The following is a 15,824-nucleotide window of genomic DNA, read 5'->3' as shown; positions in this document are numbered from 1 at the left end:
AAGCAATTGTTTCTAATTATATTTTGATTGGTGAAATGTAAAGGAGGTTATTATATGATTTGGTCTTTAATCGTCGGTGGTATATTAGGGTGGCTTGCGAGCTTAATTACTGGAAAGGACGTACCTGGTGGTGTAATAGGTAATATTATTGCTGGTATTATCGGTTCTTGGGTTGGTTCGAAATTACTTGGTAGTTTTGGTCCAGTCATTGGCGGATATGCAATTATTCCAGCTTTAATCGGTGCGATCATTTTAATTTTCATCGTAAGCTTCTTATTACGAGCAATGCGAAAATGAATGTAAGGACTGTTTACATTTGTAAGCAGTCCTTTTTATATGTTATGCTAGTATTATACAATCAGGAGGTGTCAGCATTGAAAACATTCACAGTAAATTTCCATCAAGAAGATAATGCTAAAGCGACAACAGTACAGAAATTAAGTGAAGAGGACTTTAACAAAGCAACAGAAAAAGGCACTCGTCATCTATTTGATTTAGATACAAACGTTGGATTCTTCGTATTCTTTGATGCAGAAGATGCAGAAGGAAACGATCAATACTTAATGTTACAATACGAAGGTGATCATGAAGAGCCAACTGCGTGCTACGGATTTGATTTAAAACTATACTATCAATTTTTAGCACTGTACTTAAACGATCTTGAGTTCCAAGGTGAAACAGATGAGGAAGAGGAAGAATACGGTCCAATTCATCATTTAGCGCATTTACTTTATCATATTGTTGAAGATGGTAAATCAATCGAAGTGTAATATACATATTTGAAGCTGCCCTTTTTGGGCAGCTTTTTTATATGACATTGGAATGGTGTACTGTGAGCTAAATAAAGTGAAACTTTAATCAGTGGGGTGTTCATCCCCACTGATTATCAGCCCTCACCAAGCGGGCTTTTACGGACAGCAGGGCCCCCACCTAACTTCTTTGTTTCCGCTGAATTTTGAGGTGGGGATCTTACTGCCCGGCAAATAGCGGGATAAATTAATAATAGAAATTTATTTATTACTTTCATGTTAGCATCGTAAAACACCTGTTATAATGATTGTAATTAAATTCATGGAGGCTAATTTTATGCTTGTAGATGTAAAAGCTTTTATTAAAGCTGCAGGTTTAACATGTATTTCATCATTAAGTGGAGATAACACGTTTGCTTATAATTTTGAAACTGTAAAAAATACTATCGCTATATTTTTTAAGAAGCTAAGATTTACCGTATAATTTTATTTTAACCAGTAGGAAAAGAGTAATCACTTCCTACTGGTTTTTTTCTGTTTCAAGGAGCTGTTGTGAGAGCATGTTTTAAGTTATAGATAGAGGATATTATCATTGAGAAGAGAAGGTTTAAATAAGGAGATGAAAATGGTTTCGTTTATCAGGAGGTAGTTACTTCGGATATAACAGACTTGGTTACTTTTTAGAAACAGCTTTTGTAATATATTTTGTACAAGCTTTTGGAGAGAGTGAAGCACTGACTTTTTTGGAACAAACATAATTTGAAAAGTAGTGTAATGGGTTGGTTAACGAAATGAATAAGATGCAATAGGGGGTAAAGATGATGAAAATATATTTAAAAATAGTTATGTTATTTTTGGTGTTTACATGTATGTTTGCACTAGCCGCATGTAAAGAGACAGACGAAAAAAAGGAAACAAATCCAACCTCGGAAAATAATAAAAATGAACAAAGTAATTTTTCAGAAGAACAGAAAAATCCTGAAGCAAAACCAAGCAATGAAAAAACAACAAAACCATCGCCTGGCCCAGATTCGAAAAATAGAACACTTAATCAAAAATCAATTAACCACGTTAAAGATTTGTTTGAACTCGCAAAAGAAGGAAAAGTACCTAATGTACCATTTGGAGCCCATACAGGGGATATTGAAGAAATTGAAAAAGCGTGGGGGAAAGCAAATAAAACCGAATATGCAGGGAACGGAATGTACGCAACTTTTACAAATAAAAATATTGTTTTCGGATTTAATAAAGGGTCACAAGTTTTTGATGTACGCTCATATCATGCAGAACTAAAATTGATTACATTACAAGAAATTGAAAAAGCATTAGGAAAACCATCTTCAGTTAAAGAGAATGGTGAAGATAAAATATATGTATACAAAGTAAATAACCAGTATGAGCTGAAATTTGTCATTCCAAAATCGACTGGTAAGGTAGATCATATTTCTGTATTTTCACCAGAGGATAGTATTAATAAAATGGCAGGATAAGAAATTAAGTGATTTCAAAAACACCTCACTTTCCTTAAATGAGGTGTTTTTAGTTGTAAATAAGGAACGTCTCCTGCCATATAAAACATACTTTCATACGCGAAATACTTCACTTTTGTTTTTTAATATTCATCCAATAAGAAATATTGATCTACTGAAAAAGTAGTAACCTATAAATTATGTGTAGGCTGGTTCGTGATTTTTTTACGTTCTAAATTTTGAACAAACAGTGCTTGAACAATACCTCCAATTAATAAGAAACTAGCACAAATATAAAACAGCATACTTCCATTTAACTTACTTAATAAAACTGCACCAATAACTGGTCCGCACGTTCGAGATATATCCCAGTGTATACCGTAAATTGAAAAATATAAACCACGTTTATTGTGAGGTGCAATTTCTGAAACGAATCGTAATAAGTGGTTTAGAGCAATACTTTCTCCAATGACTAAAAAGAGTAAGGTGAAGAATAACGACAATATCGTCGTTGAATAACTAAAGCCAACTGCAGCTATTGTATAGCAGGCGTAAGAAATAAGGATGATTTTCGCCATAGAAAATCGTTCAGACCATTTTACGAGGAAGATTTGTAGTATGATTTCCAAAATGGCTTTGCATGTTGAAATAAATGCGAGTATGAATACGAGATTAGGAAATACATGTTCTGCAAAAATACGATAATTCGTCTCAGTTTGTGCATAAAAAAAGCTAATAGGAAGTGTAGAAACCATAAGACCGAATATAGCATAATGTTTAAAAATAAATTGCTTTGGTGAACTTGCCTCAACTGTTTGTTTCGACTTACTCATAGGTGGAACGGTTTCTGGGAGCTGGGTCCAAACAACAACGGCATATATCGTAAGGGTTACACTTTGCACGATAAATAAATATTCTGGGTGAGTATTATAAAAACATGCACCGATTAAAGGGCCGACTACGGATCCAATTGCTCCCATCGTTTGTAGGAGAGCAAAAATTTCTGCTTGCTGCTCTTGTTTTGTTAAATCAGCAATTTGTGCACGCTGAGCTGGAATGTATAAGGAACGGCCAATACCATTAATGACATATAACAGTGCAAATATAAAAACAGATTGAGCGAAAACGAAACTGCCGATTGCAACACCTTGTAGTAATAATCCGAGTAACATAATCTTTTTTCGGCCATATTTATCAGTAATTCCTCCAGCAATAAGTGTAAATAAAATGTCTGAAAGTGGCTGTAATCCGAAAATTAGCATAGTTATTATTACATTGCCGTTTAACATTTTATTGACGTAAATAATCATAATGAGAGCTAACATAGATTCAGTCGTTCGGGTTAATAATTCACCACACAATCTAATAAAAATAGGTTTATTGTGACGAAGTAAGAGATAATTCAATATTAATTCCTCCTTTCTATATTGAAATGATAAGATGAAAGGAGAGTTGGAAAAAGGGTAGAGACTATAGGGAGGATTTTTCACCTTTTAGGGGGAGTATGATGTTTATTTTAGATCAATACATTGAACTATGGATTGCTTATGGAAAAGGAAAAAAAGAGGGAGAACGATTGGAAGTAACAGTGCAAAATATATCTGGTACATTATTTTGTACAGAGCGCAATAGTAAGTTAATTATAAAAAAATTAGATGAGTTAAATTGGATCAAGTGGTTTCCAGGTCGCGGCAGAGGAAATCGGTCTAAGTTAATATTTCAAAAGCACCCGATATCTTTAATTTTAGATAGAGGAAAAGAAATAACGAAAAAAGGGGATGTGAAAAGCGGAAGTATATTTGTGGAACGCTATAGCTCACATTTTCCATCAGTAAAGGGAGAATATCATTCCTGGGTGGATTCAATATTTGGTCATAAGGTTGAAATGACATCTGAAGGGAGAAGAGATGTACTCCGGTTGCAAGTACAAATGAATTTAGATATCACATTAGATCCTGTATACGCTACAATGCGCTCAGAATGCCATATGGTAAAACATATATTCGACACACTCGTGTATGTAGACGGTAATACAAACATTATAGAGCCAAGACTTGCATTTCACTGGGAATATAATGACGCTGAAAAAATATGGACGTTTTACTTACGAAAAGGAGTTCACTTTCATAATGGAAAACAACTTACTGCACATGATGTTATATACTCGTTGAATCGATTTATGAAGCTGGAAAATAATGCACACGCATGGATGTTACAACACGTTGAAAGTATCAGTTCAGTGGATGACTACGTTTTCGAAATTCAATTACATACAGAAAATCGAATGTTTTTACATATGCTAAGTGCAGAACAGTGTTCTATCGTGAATGAAGATGAAGCAGGAGGGCTAATTGGAACCGGGCCTTTTCAATTATATAAAAGTAATGAAAATCTGTTCATTTTAGAAGGACATCCTTTATATTTTCGTGAAAGACCTTTTTTAGATCGTGTTGAGTTGTGGAATGTAGAACAAGGTGTAGGTACATACGATGTTTTAGTAAAGGCGCAGTATAAAGATAAAGAAAAACATAATAAAGAATTGTCTCGGCTTGAGTCGAACGTGACATATATAACATGTAATCTTACGAAAGAAGGACCAATGCAAGATGAGTTATTTCGGAAAGCGTTATATAACATCATTCATGGTTATACAATCGTTCAAGAACTCGGCGGAGAACGTGGAGAAGTGGCAAAAAAACTAATATTAGCAGGTGAAAGCATTGTAGAGATTGAGGAAGATGTAGAAAGTTTAATTAAAAGGAGTACTTATCATAATGAAGTGCTACAACTCTACACATTTACAGGACGAGATCATGTTGAAGATGCACAGTGGATACAAAAAGAGTGTGCGAAATATGGGATTCGTGTAGAAAATAATTTTCTTGATATAGAAGAGCTATTGGAAGTAAGTACGATACAAAAGGCCGATATGGTGCATGATAGTGCCACAATTAGTGAACGAATAGAAGATAGTCTATTATATATGTTTCTTACAAAAAATAGTTTTATTCATGGACAAAGCAGCATGGACTTTCATGAAAAGTTGTCTCCTTATTTTAGACAAGAAGAATTAGAGAAAAGAGTTACACTGTTACGTGATATCGAGGATACTTTGTTACGTCAAATTCATATTATTCCTTTATATCGTAATAAACAAGAGGTAAGTACACATGACAAAGTTCAAAATATAATGATTAATTCACAAGGTTGGATTGATTTTTATAATATTTGGTTTAAGTCTTGATATATAAGGGCTTTTGCACATTTTCATAAGGTGTGTAAGAGCCTTTTTTGTATGTAGGAATAGGTTTGTTTTACACATTGTTACGCTACTTGTGATAAAAGTTTATTTACAGCGTAACAGTGTTATGTTACATTGTTATCAGGAAGGAGTGTTATACAGTTGAGTACAGATTTAATTTCAAAAAAAGATTTATTAGAACTAACTGGTATTTCATATGGACAGTTATATAGGTGGAAAAGAAAAAATTTAATTCCGGAAGATTGGTTTGTACGAAAATCAACGTTTACAGGTCAAGAGACATTTTTTCCGAAAGAAAAGATATTAGAGCGTATCGATAAAATCCAAACGATGAAAGAGGATTTATCACTTGATGAACTAGCTAACATGTTTTCACCGAGTGTGAGAGAAATTCTTTTAACAAAGGAAGACATTTTACGAAAGGGGATTGCATCAGAACCAGTTTTACAATTTTTCATAGAACAAACGAATAAAAGAGCAGATTTTCAATTTGTAGATATTCTTTATGTGTACATGTTAGAAGAATTACTACAATCAGGAGAGATTAGTTTAGAAGAAGGAAAAATGGTCTTGCAAGTTTTACGTGAAAATTATGAAGCAATTAAACATAAAACTTGTGACTTAATCATTGTCCGAAAGTTAGGGATTTCTACATGTTTATTAGTTTCAAACGTGGACGATTTAATTTTTGAAAAAGGCACCAAAATCGTTTTACGCGAAGCGATTATGAAATATACCGAAGCATTAAAAACTAAATTGTTGTAGTGGAGGAGAAAGTATGCGTACAGATAATTTGATTATAAATGGTTACGGTTCATCGAATGGTGGCGAGTTTCATAAAGTGCAATTAAATGGAAAAGGAACTGTGAATGGAAATGTTGAATGTGAGCAATTTGAATGTAACGGTTACGGTGCAGTTACTGGCGATTTGAAAAGTAGCAGTGCACGAATTAGCGGATCTGGTAAAGTTGGTGGCACAGTTCAAGCTGAAACGATGCGAATTGATGGAAAAGCAACAATTACGCAAAATGTAAAAGCAAACAGTTTGAAAATTGCAGGAAAAGGTACGATAGGTGGAAATGTCACTGGTGAAGAATTTAAAGTCAATGGTCAAGCTACAATTGACGGTAATTGTGAAGTGGATACTTTTTCTTCAGAAGGACAATTTACAATCGGTGGTTTATTAAACGCAGATGAAATTAATATAAATATTCACGGTACATGTCGAGCGAAAGAAATTGGTGGTCAAACGATTAAAGTAAGACATAGATCAGGTACATTTAGTAGGCTATTTAAAACAGTGTTTGGCTTGCAGTTAGAAGCTGAACTATTAGAAGGTGACAATATCGATATTGATTATGCTCACATAAGAACAGTAAGAGGAAACAATGTTACAGTAGGAGCAAACTGTGAGATTGAACTGATTGAATATACTGGTGTTCTTACTGTTGATAAAAATGCAAATGTAAAAGAAATTAAGCAGGTTTAACGGAAGGGAGAAATCGGTATGGAACATCCACATAGTCTGACAGTAAATGGTTCTGGTAATTCAGCAGGCGGAGATTATAATAAAGTGAAGATTCGCGGTGAAGGAACAATTACGAATGATATGAGTTGTAATGAGTTTAAAACGTATGGAACGAGTGATGTACGCGGTAATGTGAAAGTGAAAAATTATGTCGTGTATGGAGATAACGAAGTACAAGGAAATGTAGATGCGGAATATGTAAAAGTATATGGTAATACACAAATTCATGGTGATGCTCATATTGAAAAAACAAAAGTTAGAGGTATGATAAATATTGAAGGAAAGTTTTCAGGTGATTTCGTAGATGTAAAAGGTGCTTTAAATGTAAAGGGAGATATTGAAGTAGAAGATTTATCATTAACTGGTGGTCTTGAAAGTGATGGATTACTTAATGCTGAAAATATTGAAATTTCACTTCGTTATGAAGGCAGTAAGATAAGAGAAATTGGTGGTAAAAAAATTACCGTTCGTAAAAAAGCGAGATTTATTCCTTTTACTAGTCATGCTGGGAGCCTCCAAACTTCGATTGTTGAAGGAGATGATATCTATTTAGAACATACGATCGCTGAAGTTGTAAGAGGCAACAACGTCACAATTGGTCCTGGATGTGAAATTAGTGTTGTAGAATATCATACTAGTTTTAATCAAAAAGGTAATGCAGTCGTAAAAGAACATAAACAAATATAAGTAGTATGAAGGAGAGCAAGAGATATGGTTGAGAAGAATAATAAGCTCGGCTTTGTTGTGGCGGGCTTATTGCTAGGTATTTTAATGGCATCGATGGATAATACCATTGTCGTAACGGCGATGGGAACAATCGTTGGTGACTTAGGAGGCCTTGAAAACTTTGTATGGGTCGTTTCTGCCTATATGGTCGCAGAAATGGCAGGCATGCCGATTTTCGGTAAGCTATCAGATATGTATGGTAGAAAGCGATTCTTTATTTTCGGTTTAATTGTCTTTATGATTGGTTCGGCACTTTGTGGTACTGCTGAAAATATTACACAGTTAGGTATTTATCGTGCCATTCAAGGTATTGGTGGCGGGGCATTAGTGCCGATCGCGTTTACTATCGTTTTTGATATTTTTCCACCTGAAAAACGCGGGAAAATGGGTGGTTTATTCGGAGCTGTATTTGGATTATCTAGTATTTTCGGGCCATTACTTGGCGCATATATTACCGATTACATTAGCTGGCACTGGGTATTTTATATTAACTTACCACTTGGCATTTTAGCACTTATTTTTATTACATTCTTTTATAAAGAATCACGCGTTCATAGAAAGCAAAAAATTGATTGGTTTGGCGCAATTACTTTAGTTGGTGCAGTAGTTTCTTTAATGTTTGCGCTTGAACTAGGCGGACAAAAATATGATTGGGATTCTAGCTTTATTTTAAGTTTATTTGGTGGATTCGCTATTTTAATCATCGCATTCATTTTTATTGAACGAAAAGTAGAAGAACCAATTATTTCATTTGAGATGTTTAAGCAGCGCTTATTCGGAATGAGTACAATTATTGCATTATGTTACGGTGCTGCATTTATGTCAGCAACTGTTTACATTCCGTTATTCATTCAAGGTGTATACGGCGGGACTGCAACAAACTCAGGATTATTACTTTTACCTATGATGCTAGGATCAGTCGTAACAGCGCAGTTAGGTGGATTTTTAACGACTAAGCTGAGCTACCGAAACATTATGATTATTTCTGCTGTTATTATGTTAATCGGATTATTCTTATTAAGTACATTAACGCCAGAAACAAGTCGTGCATTATTAACAGTTTATATGATTATTATCGGATTTGGAGTAGGTTTCTCATTCTCTGTACTAAGTATGGCTTCAATTCATAACTTCGGTATGGAACAGCGTGGATCTGCGACTTCAACGAGTAACTTCATTCGTTCATTAGGAATGACACTAGGTATTACAATCTTCGGAATGATCCAAAGAACAGGTTTCCAAGATCAATTAGAAGAAGCATTTAAAGGGATGAGCGGGGGAATGAATACAAAATTAGGGGATTCAAGAGCCATTTTATCAGAATCGGCAAGATCTCAAATCCCTCCGCAAATATTAGATAAAATTATTGACGCTCTTTCTAGTTCAATTGTTCAAACATTCATGTGGGCATTGGTACCAGCTGGATTAGCATTCATATTCATTTTCTTTATGGGAAATGAGCGTATGGTAATTAAGAAAGAACAAATGAATAAAAAGAGTGAAACATCAAAAGCGTAATGAAAAAGCTCCTTTCCAATTGGAAAGGAGCTTTTTCGTATGTACGGTGTTAGATTAGCCTTCGATAATTTCGTATTCTTCGTCTGCAAGTAATAAAATTTGCGTTTTCTTGCCTTTGTTTTGAACTTCAATTACATCGTATGCGCCTAAGTCTCTTACTTTGCTTTGAGAAGCGTTAACCATAACTTCAATAGAATCAATTAAGATATCTTCTTCAATATATGATTCAGGCAATGCCATATCTTCAGTATCTAATACACACGCATATAGATTTTGTAAATTTTCAGTAGTTGGGTTTTGTTCCTCAACATCAATGATATTTTTTACTGCATCCATATTTTCTTCTTTTGCTTGGTACACTTTAATTTTAGCCATAATTTTAATCTCCTTTATAACGTAATCGTAGAGGCTACACCTCATTATAACGTTTTTTTTATGAAAGATGAAATTGTTATATGTATTTATAGTAAAAATTATGTGTCCTTACTCAAAATTGGTGTAATTTCCATATAAATGTACGAGTAGGTAACGATAATGTTACGTTAAAGTTATATTGTCCAAGCTTTTCTTATTTTCTTCTCATATATATGTAGTAGCAATTCTATATAGAGAAGGGATGGAGTGTAAGTGGGTTGTGAACCGAGAGTTTCTAGAGATTTTGTTCAAGTACCTGAACTGGTAGGTTTTCGATTACTTTTATCACATCCAGCTGGAGACCCTTTAAACTACGGATTATTATTTATTAATTTTCCTGATACGATTTTTATTTTTATATTGGCATCAAGCGGATACCTTTCCATTTCGAACTGTTTAAAAATAGAGGGCGGAACTGGTGATGCCGAAATAGAAGAGATAAAAAAATGATAGAGGATGACGTTAACACGTACAAATCAGTTGTTAAATTGACTAAAGTATATAAGAACGGTGAGACGGAATCTGTTATTTATAAAAATGAGTTATAATACATGTATTTAAATGCACCCTCAAACTATTGTTGAGGGGTTGTTACATAATTAATTATGTTGGTCCTTCAAACCGTTTGTTAACGGGTAAGAAATATATTTATTGTTGACTTATTTTATAGGTTGATCATTTCATAGTTAGTAGATGTTATAATCATTTTATGTTTACTGATATTTTATAAATATTCGAATTTTTAATTTAATAGTCAATTGCTTTTATGATGAACAGGTGGGTATGTATATGAATACGAATTATGGAGCGCTCATGAAAATGTTAAGAATAGTTGATTCTAAAGAAGGCGGGAATGTAAATGATATATGAAGCGAATATACATACAAGAAAAAAACTAGTTTCTATGTTTGAGGATTTCAATAACGTTGTTTTACTTTCTTATTTACAAGGGCATATGGGTACTGCTTGGGTAAATGACCTTGAAAATCCAACAGTAGCACAAGTTACGGTAGGGATTTTTACATTTTACGCTGGAGACCCAAATACGAAAGAAACAGAAGAGTTATTACGTAATATTCCAGAAAGAATTTTAGTTATCGTAAATAGTGAAGAGTGGAAACAACGCTTAGAAACATTCCATGAAAGAAAAATAGATAAGTTTTTACGTTATAAATTCAAACGAAATCCAGAAGTTTTTAATCGTTCAAAATTACAATCTTTTATATCAACACTTCCAAAAGAATATGAGTTAAGAAGAATAGATGAGCATATCGCAAATAGCCCCAAATTACATAAGATATCTGAAGATTTTACAAGTCAATTTCATTCGGTAGAAGATTATATAAACCGTGGTATAGGTTATAGCATTTTATATAACGGAGAAGTTGTATGCGGCGCATCCTCGTATAGTATTTATAATGACGGGATTGAAATTGAAGTTGCGACTGATCACAATCATAGAAGAGAGGGCTTGGCAACTGTAGTTAGTGCAGCTATTATATTGGATTGCTTAGAAAATGGAAAGTATCCAAACTGGGACGCAGCGAATACTACATCTGCTAAACTAGCAGAAAAGTTAGGATATGAATTTGATAAGGCATATGATACTTATTTTGTAGATAATAGATGAGTGAAGGAGTTACATACTAAAAAATAAATAAGCCCTAGTACGTAAGTCTAGGGCGTATTTATTAGTTGGTAAATATCTTCATAACAATTTTATCATATTTTACCTTTTGAATGTTTGGAATTAAAGATATTTATGTGACTTTTTGAAAAAATAAAAGAGCAGCTAGCAAAAGCTAACTGCTCTTCTCCAAGGGGGAATGGAGAAATACAATCATGTTACCTATAGTATTGACAGAACATTGAGTTTTAATCAGCCATTTATAAAAGGAGAGATAAAATATCTTTGATTAATCCTTAGCTCCAATTAGGAGTACTGATAGAAAAACGATTGAGAATATATTTTTTTATTATATTTACAATTTGAAGAGTAGAACGTGTTTATCGTAATTCTCCAAACACCAATTATATTTTTTTAGAATGATTGGATGGACTGCTTCTTTCGTAGTATCGACTTCAGTATATCCATATTTCTTATAAAAGTTTTCTAATTCCTCAAAAGGAAGACAATATACATTTTGTATTTGTGATTTTTTTGCAGTTTCTACTAAAAATGAAACAAGCTCACCAGCTAATTGTAGCCCTCTAAATTGAGGCAGAATAAAAATTCCGCCCATTTCTAAAGTATCTTCATCTATTTGGACTAATCGGCCAACACCTGCATACTCGTTGTTATATGTAATAATTGCAACTTTATCTCTCTTTAAATCACTCCGTACAAATCCTATTGAGTCATATTGGTTATTAATCCATTCTAAATCGTTAGATGTGGCCAATTGAATACTCATATACATCCTCCTTCGGAATACTAGCGCTCTCTTCATTATATAGAACATAAGATACTATATCAAAAGATACTATATCAAAAGAACCTTGAGATAGCACATTTGTTTAAGTTATTAGTTAAAAGTGTGGGATTGCTGGCATTGAAATCATGACTTCACCAAACATAGGATAATAATCTTGTGAATTTAGTGTTACATAGTCAAAATAAAAATTAGTTTATGTGTTCGGTAACGCACGATTGTTTAAGTGTAGAGAAAATCATAGGGTTATTTTAATTAGTAGCTACTGTATTCATTGAAGCTATTAAGGAAATGTGGTAATCGCCAGCCCTAGTGATACAAATCATATTAGGATTTAGTAAAAAAATTCTTCCTGAAAAAGAGGGGGATTAAAGATAAGAGCACTTCGAAAAGTGCCCTTCAGTAACGACTACTCATTCTAAAAAGAAAGGATGCAATATATCATATGAAGTTAAGTGTATTTAAGTATGGGTCTTTTATATAAATGTGAAATAAAAGAGGGTTGTCTTCTTATTAGAAGGCAGCTTTTTGTTATTACAAAAAAGAATTAGAAATAAAATATAAATTCAGTTACTTGTCCAAACAATTTTTTTAAAAATACATAAAATGCTAGTAGTTAGCCAATATTTTTATATTGCTAATTTTTTAGACTAAAAGGGGTGATTTTATGTGTGATTGTGAAGTTTGTAGAAGAAAGAAAAAACGTGATCCATTAAATCGGGGTTCTGAACCAAAAAAACAGGATTCCGAATCAGTGAATTCTTATTCATTTAGTAAAAATGCAAATTTTTTAGAAGAAGCTATACAAACAGATGAAATCGATCAAGTTTCTGAGGAATATATTGAAATAGTAGATTCAGCAGATGTACAAGTTACGACTACAGATACAAAAGCTGCACTATCTATCCAAGCCGCGTTACAAGCAGCTATTGTGGTTGTAGTAAGTATTTCTATAGCAGATAGTGAAAAGGCAGATAAAATAACACAAGAATTGTTTCAAAAATCATCGATTAAACAAATTAATAGACAAAAAACATTTATTAAAAATTCCAGAAACGTAACCGTAACAACTACTGATACAGATATTGCAGTGAATATTCAAATTCTGCTTCAAATTTTATTAGCGTTACTAGTTAAACTAAACATTTTATAAAGTGTCTATCCTATTTATATTTAGCTATAAGGGTTCACACTAAGTAAATATTTTTTGTTGTAATATGTGGTACAAGCTTGGACTTTCTCATTATGACCGAATTAATATTCAAGATTGATGGGAAATTAAGTGTGGAAAACTACACAATAACAAAGGTGAACCTATTATTTAACAGTGAATAAAACTTATATATGTGAAGTAAAGGAAAGCTGTCTTCGTATTAGAAGACAGCTTTTTAATTTTATTAGTAAAAAGCCGTGAAAATAAAAGATTAAGTTACTTGTCCAAGCATTTTTTATTTAAATACATATAATGCTGGTAGTTAATCTAAATTTTTATAGAAAACTGATAGGAGTGAATATTGTAAATGGATGATTTAAATAAGTTTTCTTCCTTTAAGTTTGATAAGGATCAAAAGAATATAATTATAGACCTTTTACTCTCAGATATTTTTAATAGGCATGGGATAAATGAAGAAAAACTAAAAAATTTATCGCCAGAAAAAAAGCAGCAAATTAAAAGTATTGTTTCTGAAATACAATCACAAGTTAATAATTATTTAGATTGAAAGGGGGTGAATGTATGAAAAAACATGTCATTCAGATGAAAATAAAAGGTGGAGTGCATTAGACTCCTCAAATCCTCATCCATCTTTTAAAAATGATACCGTTTCAGAAGCTGCAGCACAAGAAAGTAAAACTTACCAAATTTCTGAAGAATCTATTACAATTGTAGATTCAGCAGATGTAGAAGTTACGACTACAGATACAAAAGCTGCGTTATCTATTCAAGCTGCATTACAAGCAGCTATAGTGGTTATAATAAGTATTTCTATAGCAGATAGTGAAAAAGCTGACCGTGTAGCACAAGAATTGTTTCAAAAATCATCTATTAAACAAATTAATAAACAAGAAACTGTTATTAGAAATTCTAGAAATGTTACAGTTACGACTACAGATACAGACATAGCAGTAAATGTTCAAATTCTTCTCCAAATTTTATTAGCTTTACTAGTAAAATTAAATATTTTATAAAATGTTTAACCTTTTTTAGATATAGTGCATCTTACAGGTAAAGATTCACTGTTTTAATTATAGTACAGGCTATAAATATTTATCATAACTGGACTAATATTCAACATCACCAAAGTATGAATGTAAACAAACAATGTGATGGAAAATAAAGTTTGGTTATTTTATGAAAATTGAAAAGCCATTTCCTTTATTGGATTTGGCTTTTCAATTTTAAACAGTATGAATTTGAAAAGATAATATTAAGTTAAAGAAGTAAAATATACTGATACAAAATACTTATAAAATTACTCGTGTTATAGAAAAATAATAAGAAAAAGGTGTTTAAAATAGAATCATTTTCATTAATAGTTCAAGTTTTGAAGAATAGTGCATACAATATAAAGTGTTTTCCTTTCTTCATTTAAGTTTTACGTATATAATTTAAAAGTACTATTTTTATTTTATTATTTTATATTTATAACAGAATAGAGGTTTAAAAATGAGTGTTAAAATCATTACGGATAGTGCGGCGGATTTACCAGTAGAATTGCTGCAAGCATATGATATTGATTTAATTCCACTCCGTGTATATGATGAAGCAGAAACAGAGTATTTAGATGGAGTAACATTAGAGTCAGTTACATTATTGCAAAAAATGAGAGAAGGCGCTGTTTATAGAACGTCATTGCCTTCGCTTGAAACTTTCCAAGAAAAATTTGTTTCTTATGCAAAAGAAGGTAATCCTTGTATATATTTAGCTTTTTCATCTGAACTGTCTGGTACATATCAATCATCAGTTGTCATTAAAGAGGAAGTAAAAGAAACATATGCAGATTTAGATTTAGAAATTATTGATACAAAATGCGCTTCGCTTGGTCAAGGTCTTGTCGTTTTAGAAGCTGCTAAAATGGCAAAAGACGGCGCATCAAAAGAAGATATTTTAAACCGTGTCGCTTTTCTAATGAACCATATGGAGCACATCTTCACTGTAGCTGACTTACAGTACCTTGTTAGAGGTGGACGTTTAAGTAAAGTAGCTGGTTTTATCGGTGGTTTACTAAACATTAAGCCTATCTTAAACGTGGAAGAAGGAAAACTTGTACCACTTGAAAAGGTAAGAGGGAAAAAGAAAGTATTAAGCCGAATTGTTGATATTATGGAAGAGCGTGGTAAAGACCTTAAAGGTCAAACAATCGGTATCACTCATGGTGATGACTTAGAAACAGCGGAAGCATTAAAATCATTAATTACGGAAAGATTCGGTTGTGAAGTATTTATCGTAAATACAATTGGTGCAGCAATCGGAGCACATACAGGACCTGGCGTTATAACGTTATTTTTCTTAAATGAAGTAGAGTAAAGGATTGATCATTTGATCAATCCTTTTTTCTTTAATCTGTGATTACCGGTCGATATGGTATTGGTGAAGATAAAATCTTTGAAGTTTTCCTATATGAATTGCTCTCTTGTAGAAGGAGTATTTTTTATATGTGGAATGATACTTAATGGTAGAAGAAAAGAGTAGAAATAAGAATGTATTTATAGGAATTTAAATATTTG

17 protein-coding genes and 2 pseudogenes are annotated in these 15,824 nt (G+C 32.6%); 16 read left to right on the top strand and 3 right to left on the bottom strand.

Going from position 1 to position 15,824, the window contains the following annotated elements; translation table 11 throughout:
* Positions 1-54 precede the first annotated feature (54 nt).
* The 5 genes and pseudogenes from HMPREF1014_RS14410 (at position 55) to HMPREF1014_RS14395 (ending at position 2,239) form a co-directional block, all read left to right on the top strand.
* Positions 55-297: a GlsB/YeaQ/YmgE family stress response membrane protein gene (locus HMPREF1014_RS14410; protein ID WP_000638306.1), complete on the top strand. Its 243-nt coding sequence runs from the start codon at positions 55-57 to the stop codon at positions 295-297.
* A gap of 77 nt (positions 298-374) precedes the next feature.
* On the top strand, positions 375-770 hold the full coding sequence (locus HMPREF1014_RS14405) for a hypothetical protein (RefSeq protein ID WP_000847593.1): 396 nt from the start codon (positions 375-377) through the stop codon (positions 768-770).
* Between the two features lie 316 nt (positions 771-1,086).
* A complete protein-coding gene (locus HMPREF1014_RS14400; protein WP_000959547.1) occupies positions 1,087-1,233 on the top strand; it encodes a hypothetical protein in 147 nt (48 codons plus the stop codon).
* A gap of 139 nt (positions 1,234-1,372) precedes the next feature.
* Positions 1,373-1,544: pseudogene (locus HMPREF1014_RS30060) on the top strand (aminopeptidase); the annotation flags it as partial.
* A 23-nt stretch (positions 1,545-1,567) separates the two neighbouring features.
* Positions 1,568-2,239 (top strand): YjgB family protein, encoded by a 672-nt coding sequence (locus tag HMPREF1014_RS14395; protein ID WP_009327068.1) that lies wholly within the window; start codon positions 1,568-1,570, stop codon positions 2,237-2,239.
* Between the two features lie 170 nt (positions 2,240-2,409).
* Here HMPREF1014_RS14395 and HMPREF1014_RS14390 read toward each other — a convergent pair whose 3' ends face one another.
* Positions 2,410-3,624 carry an MDR family MFS transporter gene (locus HMPREF1014_RS14390; RefSeq protein ID WP_001108445.1) on the bottom strand — a complete coding sequence of 405 codons (1,215 nt, stop codon included), beginning with the start codon at positions 3,622-3,624 and terminating at the stop codon, positions 2,410-2,412.
* Between the two features lie 101 nt (positions 3,625-3,725).
* Here HMPREF1014_RS14390 and HMPREF1014_RS14385 point away from each other — a divergent pair, with 101 nt between their 5' ends.
* The 5 genes from HMPREF1014_RS14385 to HMPREF1014_RS14365 all read left to right on the top strand — a co-directional run bounded on the left by HMPREF1014_RS14385 (position 3,726) and on the right by HMPREF1014_RS14365 (position 9,252).
* Positions 3,726-5,462: an ABC transporter substrate-binding protein gene (locus HMPREF1014_RS14385; protein ID WP_000470205.1), complete on the top strand. Its 1,737-nt coding sequence runs from the start codon at positions 3,726-3,728 to the stop codon at positions 5,460-5,462.
* A gap of 159 nt (positions 5,463-5,621) precedes the next feature.
* A complete protein-coding gene (locus tag HMPREF1014_RS14380) occupies positions 5,622-6,245 on the top strand; it encodes a YhbD family protein (protein WP_000102244.1) in 624 nt (207 codons plus the stop codon).
* A gap of 13 nt (positions 6,246-6,258) precedes the next feature.
* Entirely contained in the window at positions 6,259-6,969 is a 711-nt protein-coding gene (locus HMPREF1014_RS14375; protein ID WP_001258386.1) for a polymer-forming cytoskeletal protein, read from the top strand.
* Positions 6,970-6,987: 18 nt separating this feature from the next.
* Entirely contained in the window at positions 6,988-7,695 is a 708-nt protein-coding gene (locus HMPREF1014_RS14370; protein ID WP_000400909.1) for a hypothetical protein, read from the top strand.
* Positions 7,696-7,719: 24 nt separating this feature from the next.
* On the top strand, positions 7,720-9,252 hold the full coding sequence (locus tag HMPREF1014_RS14365) for an MDR family MFS transporter (RefSeq protein ID WP_000229618.1): 1,533 nt from the start codon (positions 7,720-7,722) through the stop codon (positions 9,250-9,252).
* Positions 9,253-9,306: 54 nt separating this feature from the next.
* Here HMPREF1014_RS14365 and HMPREF1014_RS14360 read toward each other — a convergent pair whose 3' ends face one another.
* Entirely contained in the window at positions 9,307-9,627 is a 321-nt protein-coding gene (locus HMPREF1014_RS14360; RefSeq protein WP_001062731.1) for a hypothetical protein, read from the bottom strand.
* Positions 9,628-9,888: 261 nt separating this feature from the next.
* Here HMPREF1014_RS14360 and HMPREF1014_RS14355 point away from each other — a divergent pair.
* Together HMPREF1014_RS14355 and HMPREF1014_RS14350 are read left to right on the top strand one after the other, a co-directional pair.
* Positions 9,889-10,214 (top strand): annotated as a pseudogene (locus HMPREF1014_RS14355) (BC_2878 family exosporium-associated protein); the annotation flags it as partial.
* Positions 10,215-10,525: 311 nt separating this feature from the next.
* Positions 10,526-11,296 carry a GNAT family N-acetyltransferase gene (locus HMPREF1014_RS14350; RefSeq protein WP_000638735.1) on the top strand — a complete coding sequence of 257 codons (771 nt, stop codon included), beginning with the start codon at positions 10,526-10,528 and terminating at the stop codon, positions 11,294-11,296.
* Positions 11,297-11,648: 352 nt separating this feature from the next.
* On the opposite strand, the gene HMPREF1014_RS14345 is transcribed toward HMPREF1014_RS14350, so the two are convergent.
* Complete coding sequence (locus HMPREF1014_RS14345; RefSeq protein ID WP_000027151.1) at positions 11,649-12,080, bottom strand: GNAT family N-acetyltransferase; 432 nt, start codon at positions 12,078-12,080, stop codon at positions 11,649-11,651.
* A gap of 685 nt (positions 12,081-12,765) precedes the next feature.
* Between HMPREF1014_RS14345 and HMPREF1014_RS14340 the strand changes: the two genes are divergently transcribed.
* From HMPREF1014_RS14340 to HMPREF1014_RS14325, 4 genes are all read left to right on the top strand, one after another.
* Positions 12,766-13,251, top strand: a complete 486-nt coding sequence (locus HMPREF1014_RS14340) for a spore coat protein (RefSeq protein WP_000332786.1) — start codon at positions 12,766-12,768, stop codon at positions 13,249-13,251.
* A gap of 367 nt (positions 13,252-13,618) precedes the next feature.
* Positions 13,619-13,819, top strand: coding sequence for a spore coat protein W (locus tag HMPREF1014_RS14335; protein WP_000342253.1), 201 nt, complete (start codon positions 13,619-13,621; stop codon positions 13,817-13,819).
* A gap of 10 nt (positions 13,820-13,829) precedes the next feature.
* Positions 13,830-14,285: a spore coat protein gene (locus HMPREF1014_RS14330; protein ID WP_000273063.1), complete on the top strand. Its 456-nt coding sequence runs from the start codon at positions 13,830-13,832 to the stop codon at positions 14,283-14,285.
* A gap of 478 nt (positions 14,286-14,763) precedes the next feature.
* A complete protein-coding gene (locus HMPREF1014_RS14325) occupies positions 14,764-15,624 on the top strand; it encodes a DegV family protein (protein WP_000111645.1) in 861 nt (286 codons plus the stop codon).
* Positions 15,625-15,824 lie beyond the last annotated feature (200 nt).

It is taken from the genome of Bacillus sp. 7_6_55CFAA_CT2 (assembly GCF_000238655.1).
Taxonomy (GTDB): Bacteria; Bacillota; Bacilli; order Bacillales; family Bacillaceae_G; genus Bacillus_A; species Bacillus_A cereus.
The sequence above is the reverse complement of the archived record's forward strand: the minus strand, read 5'-3'. Positions and strand labels throughout refer to the sequence as shown.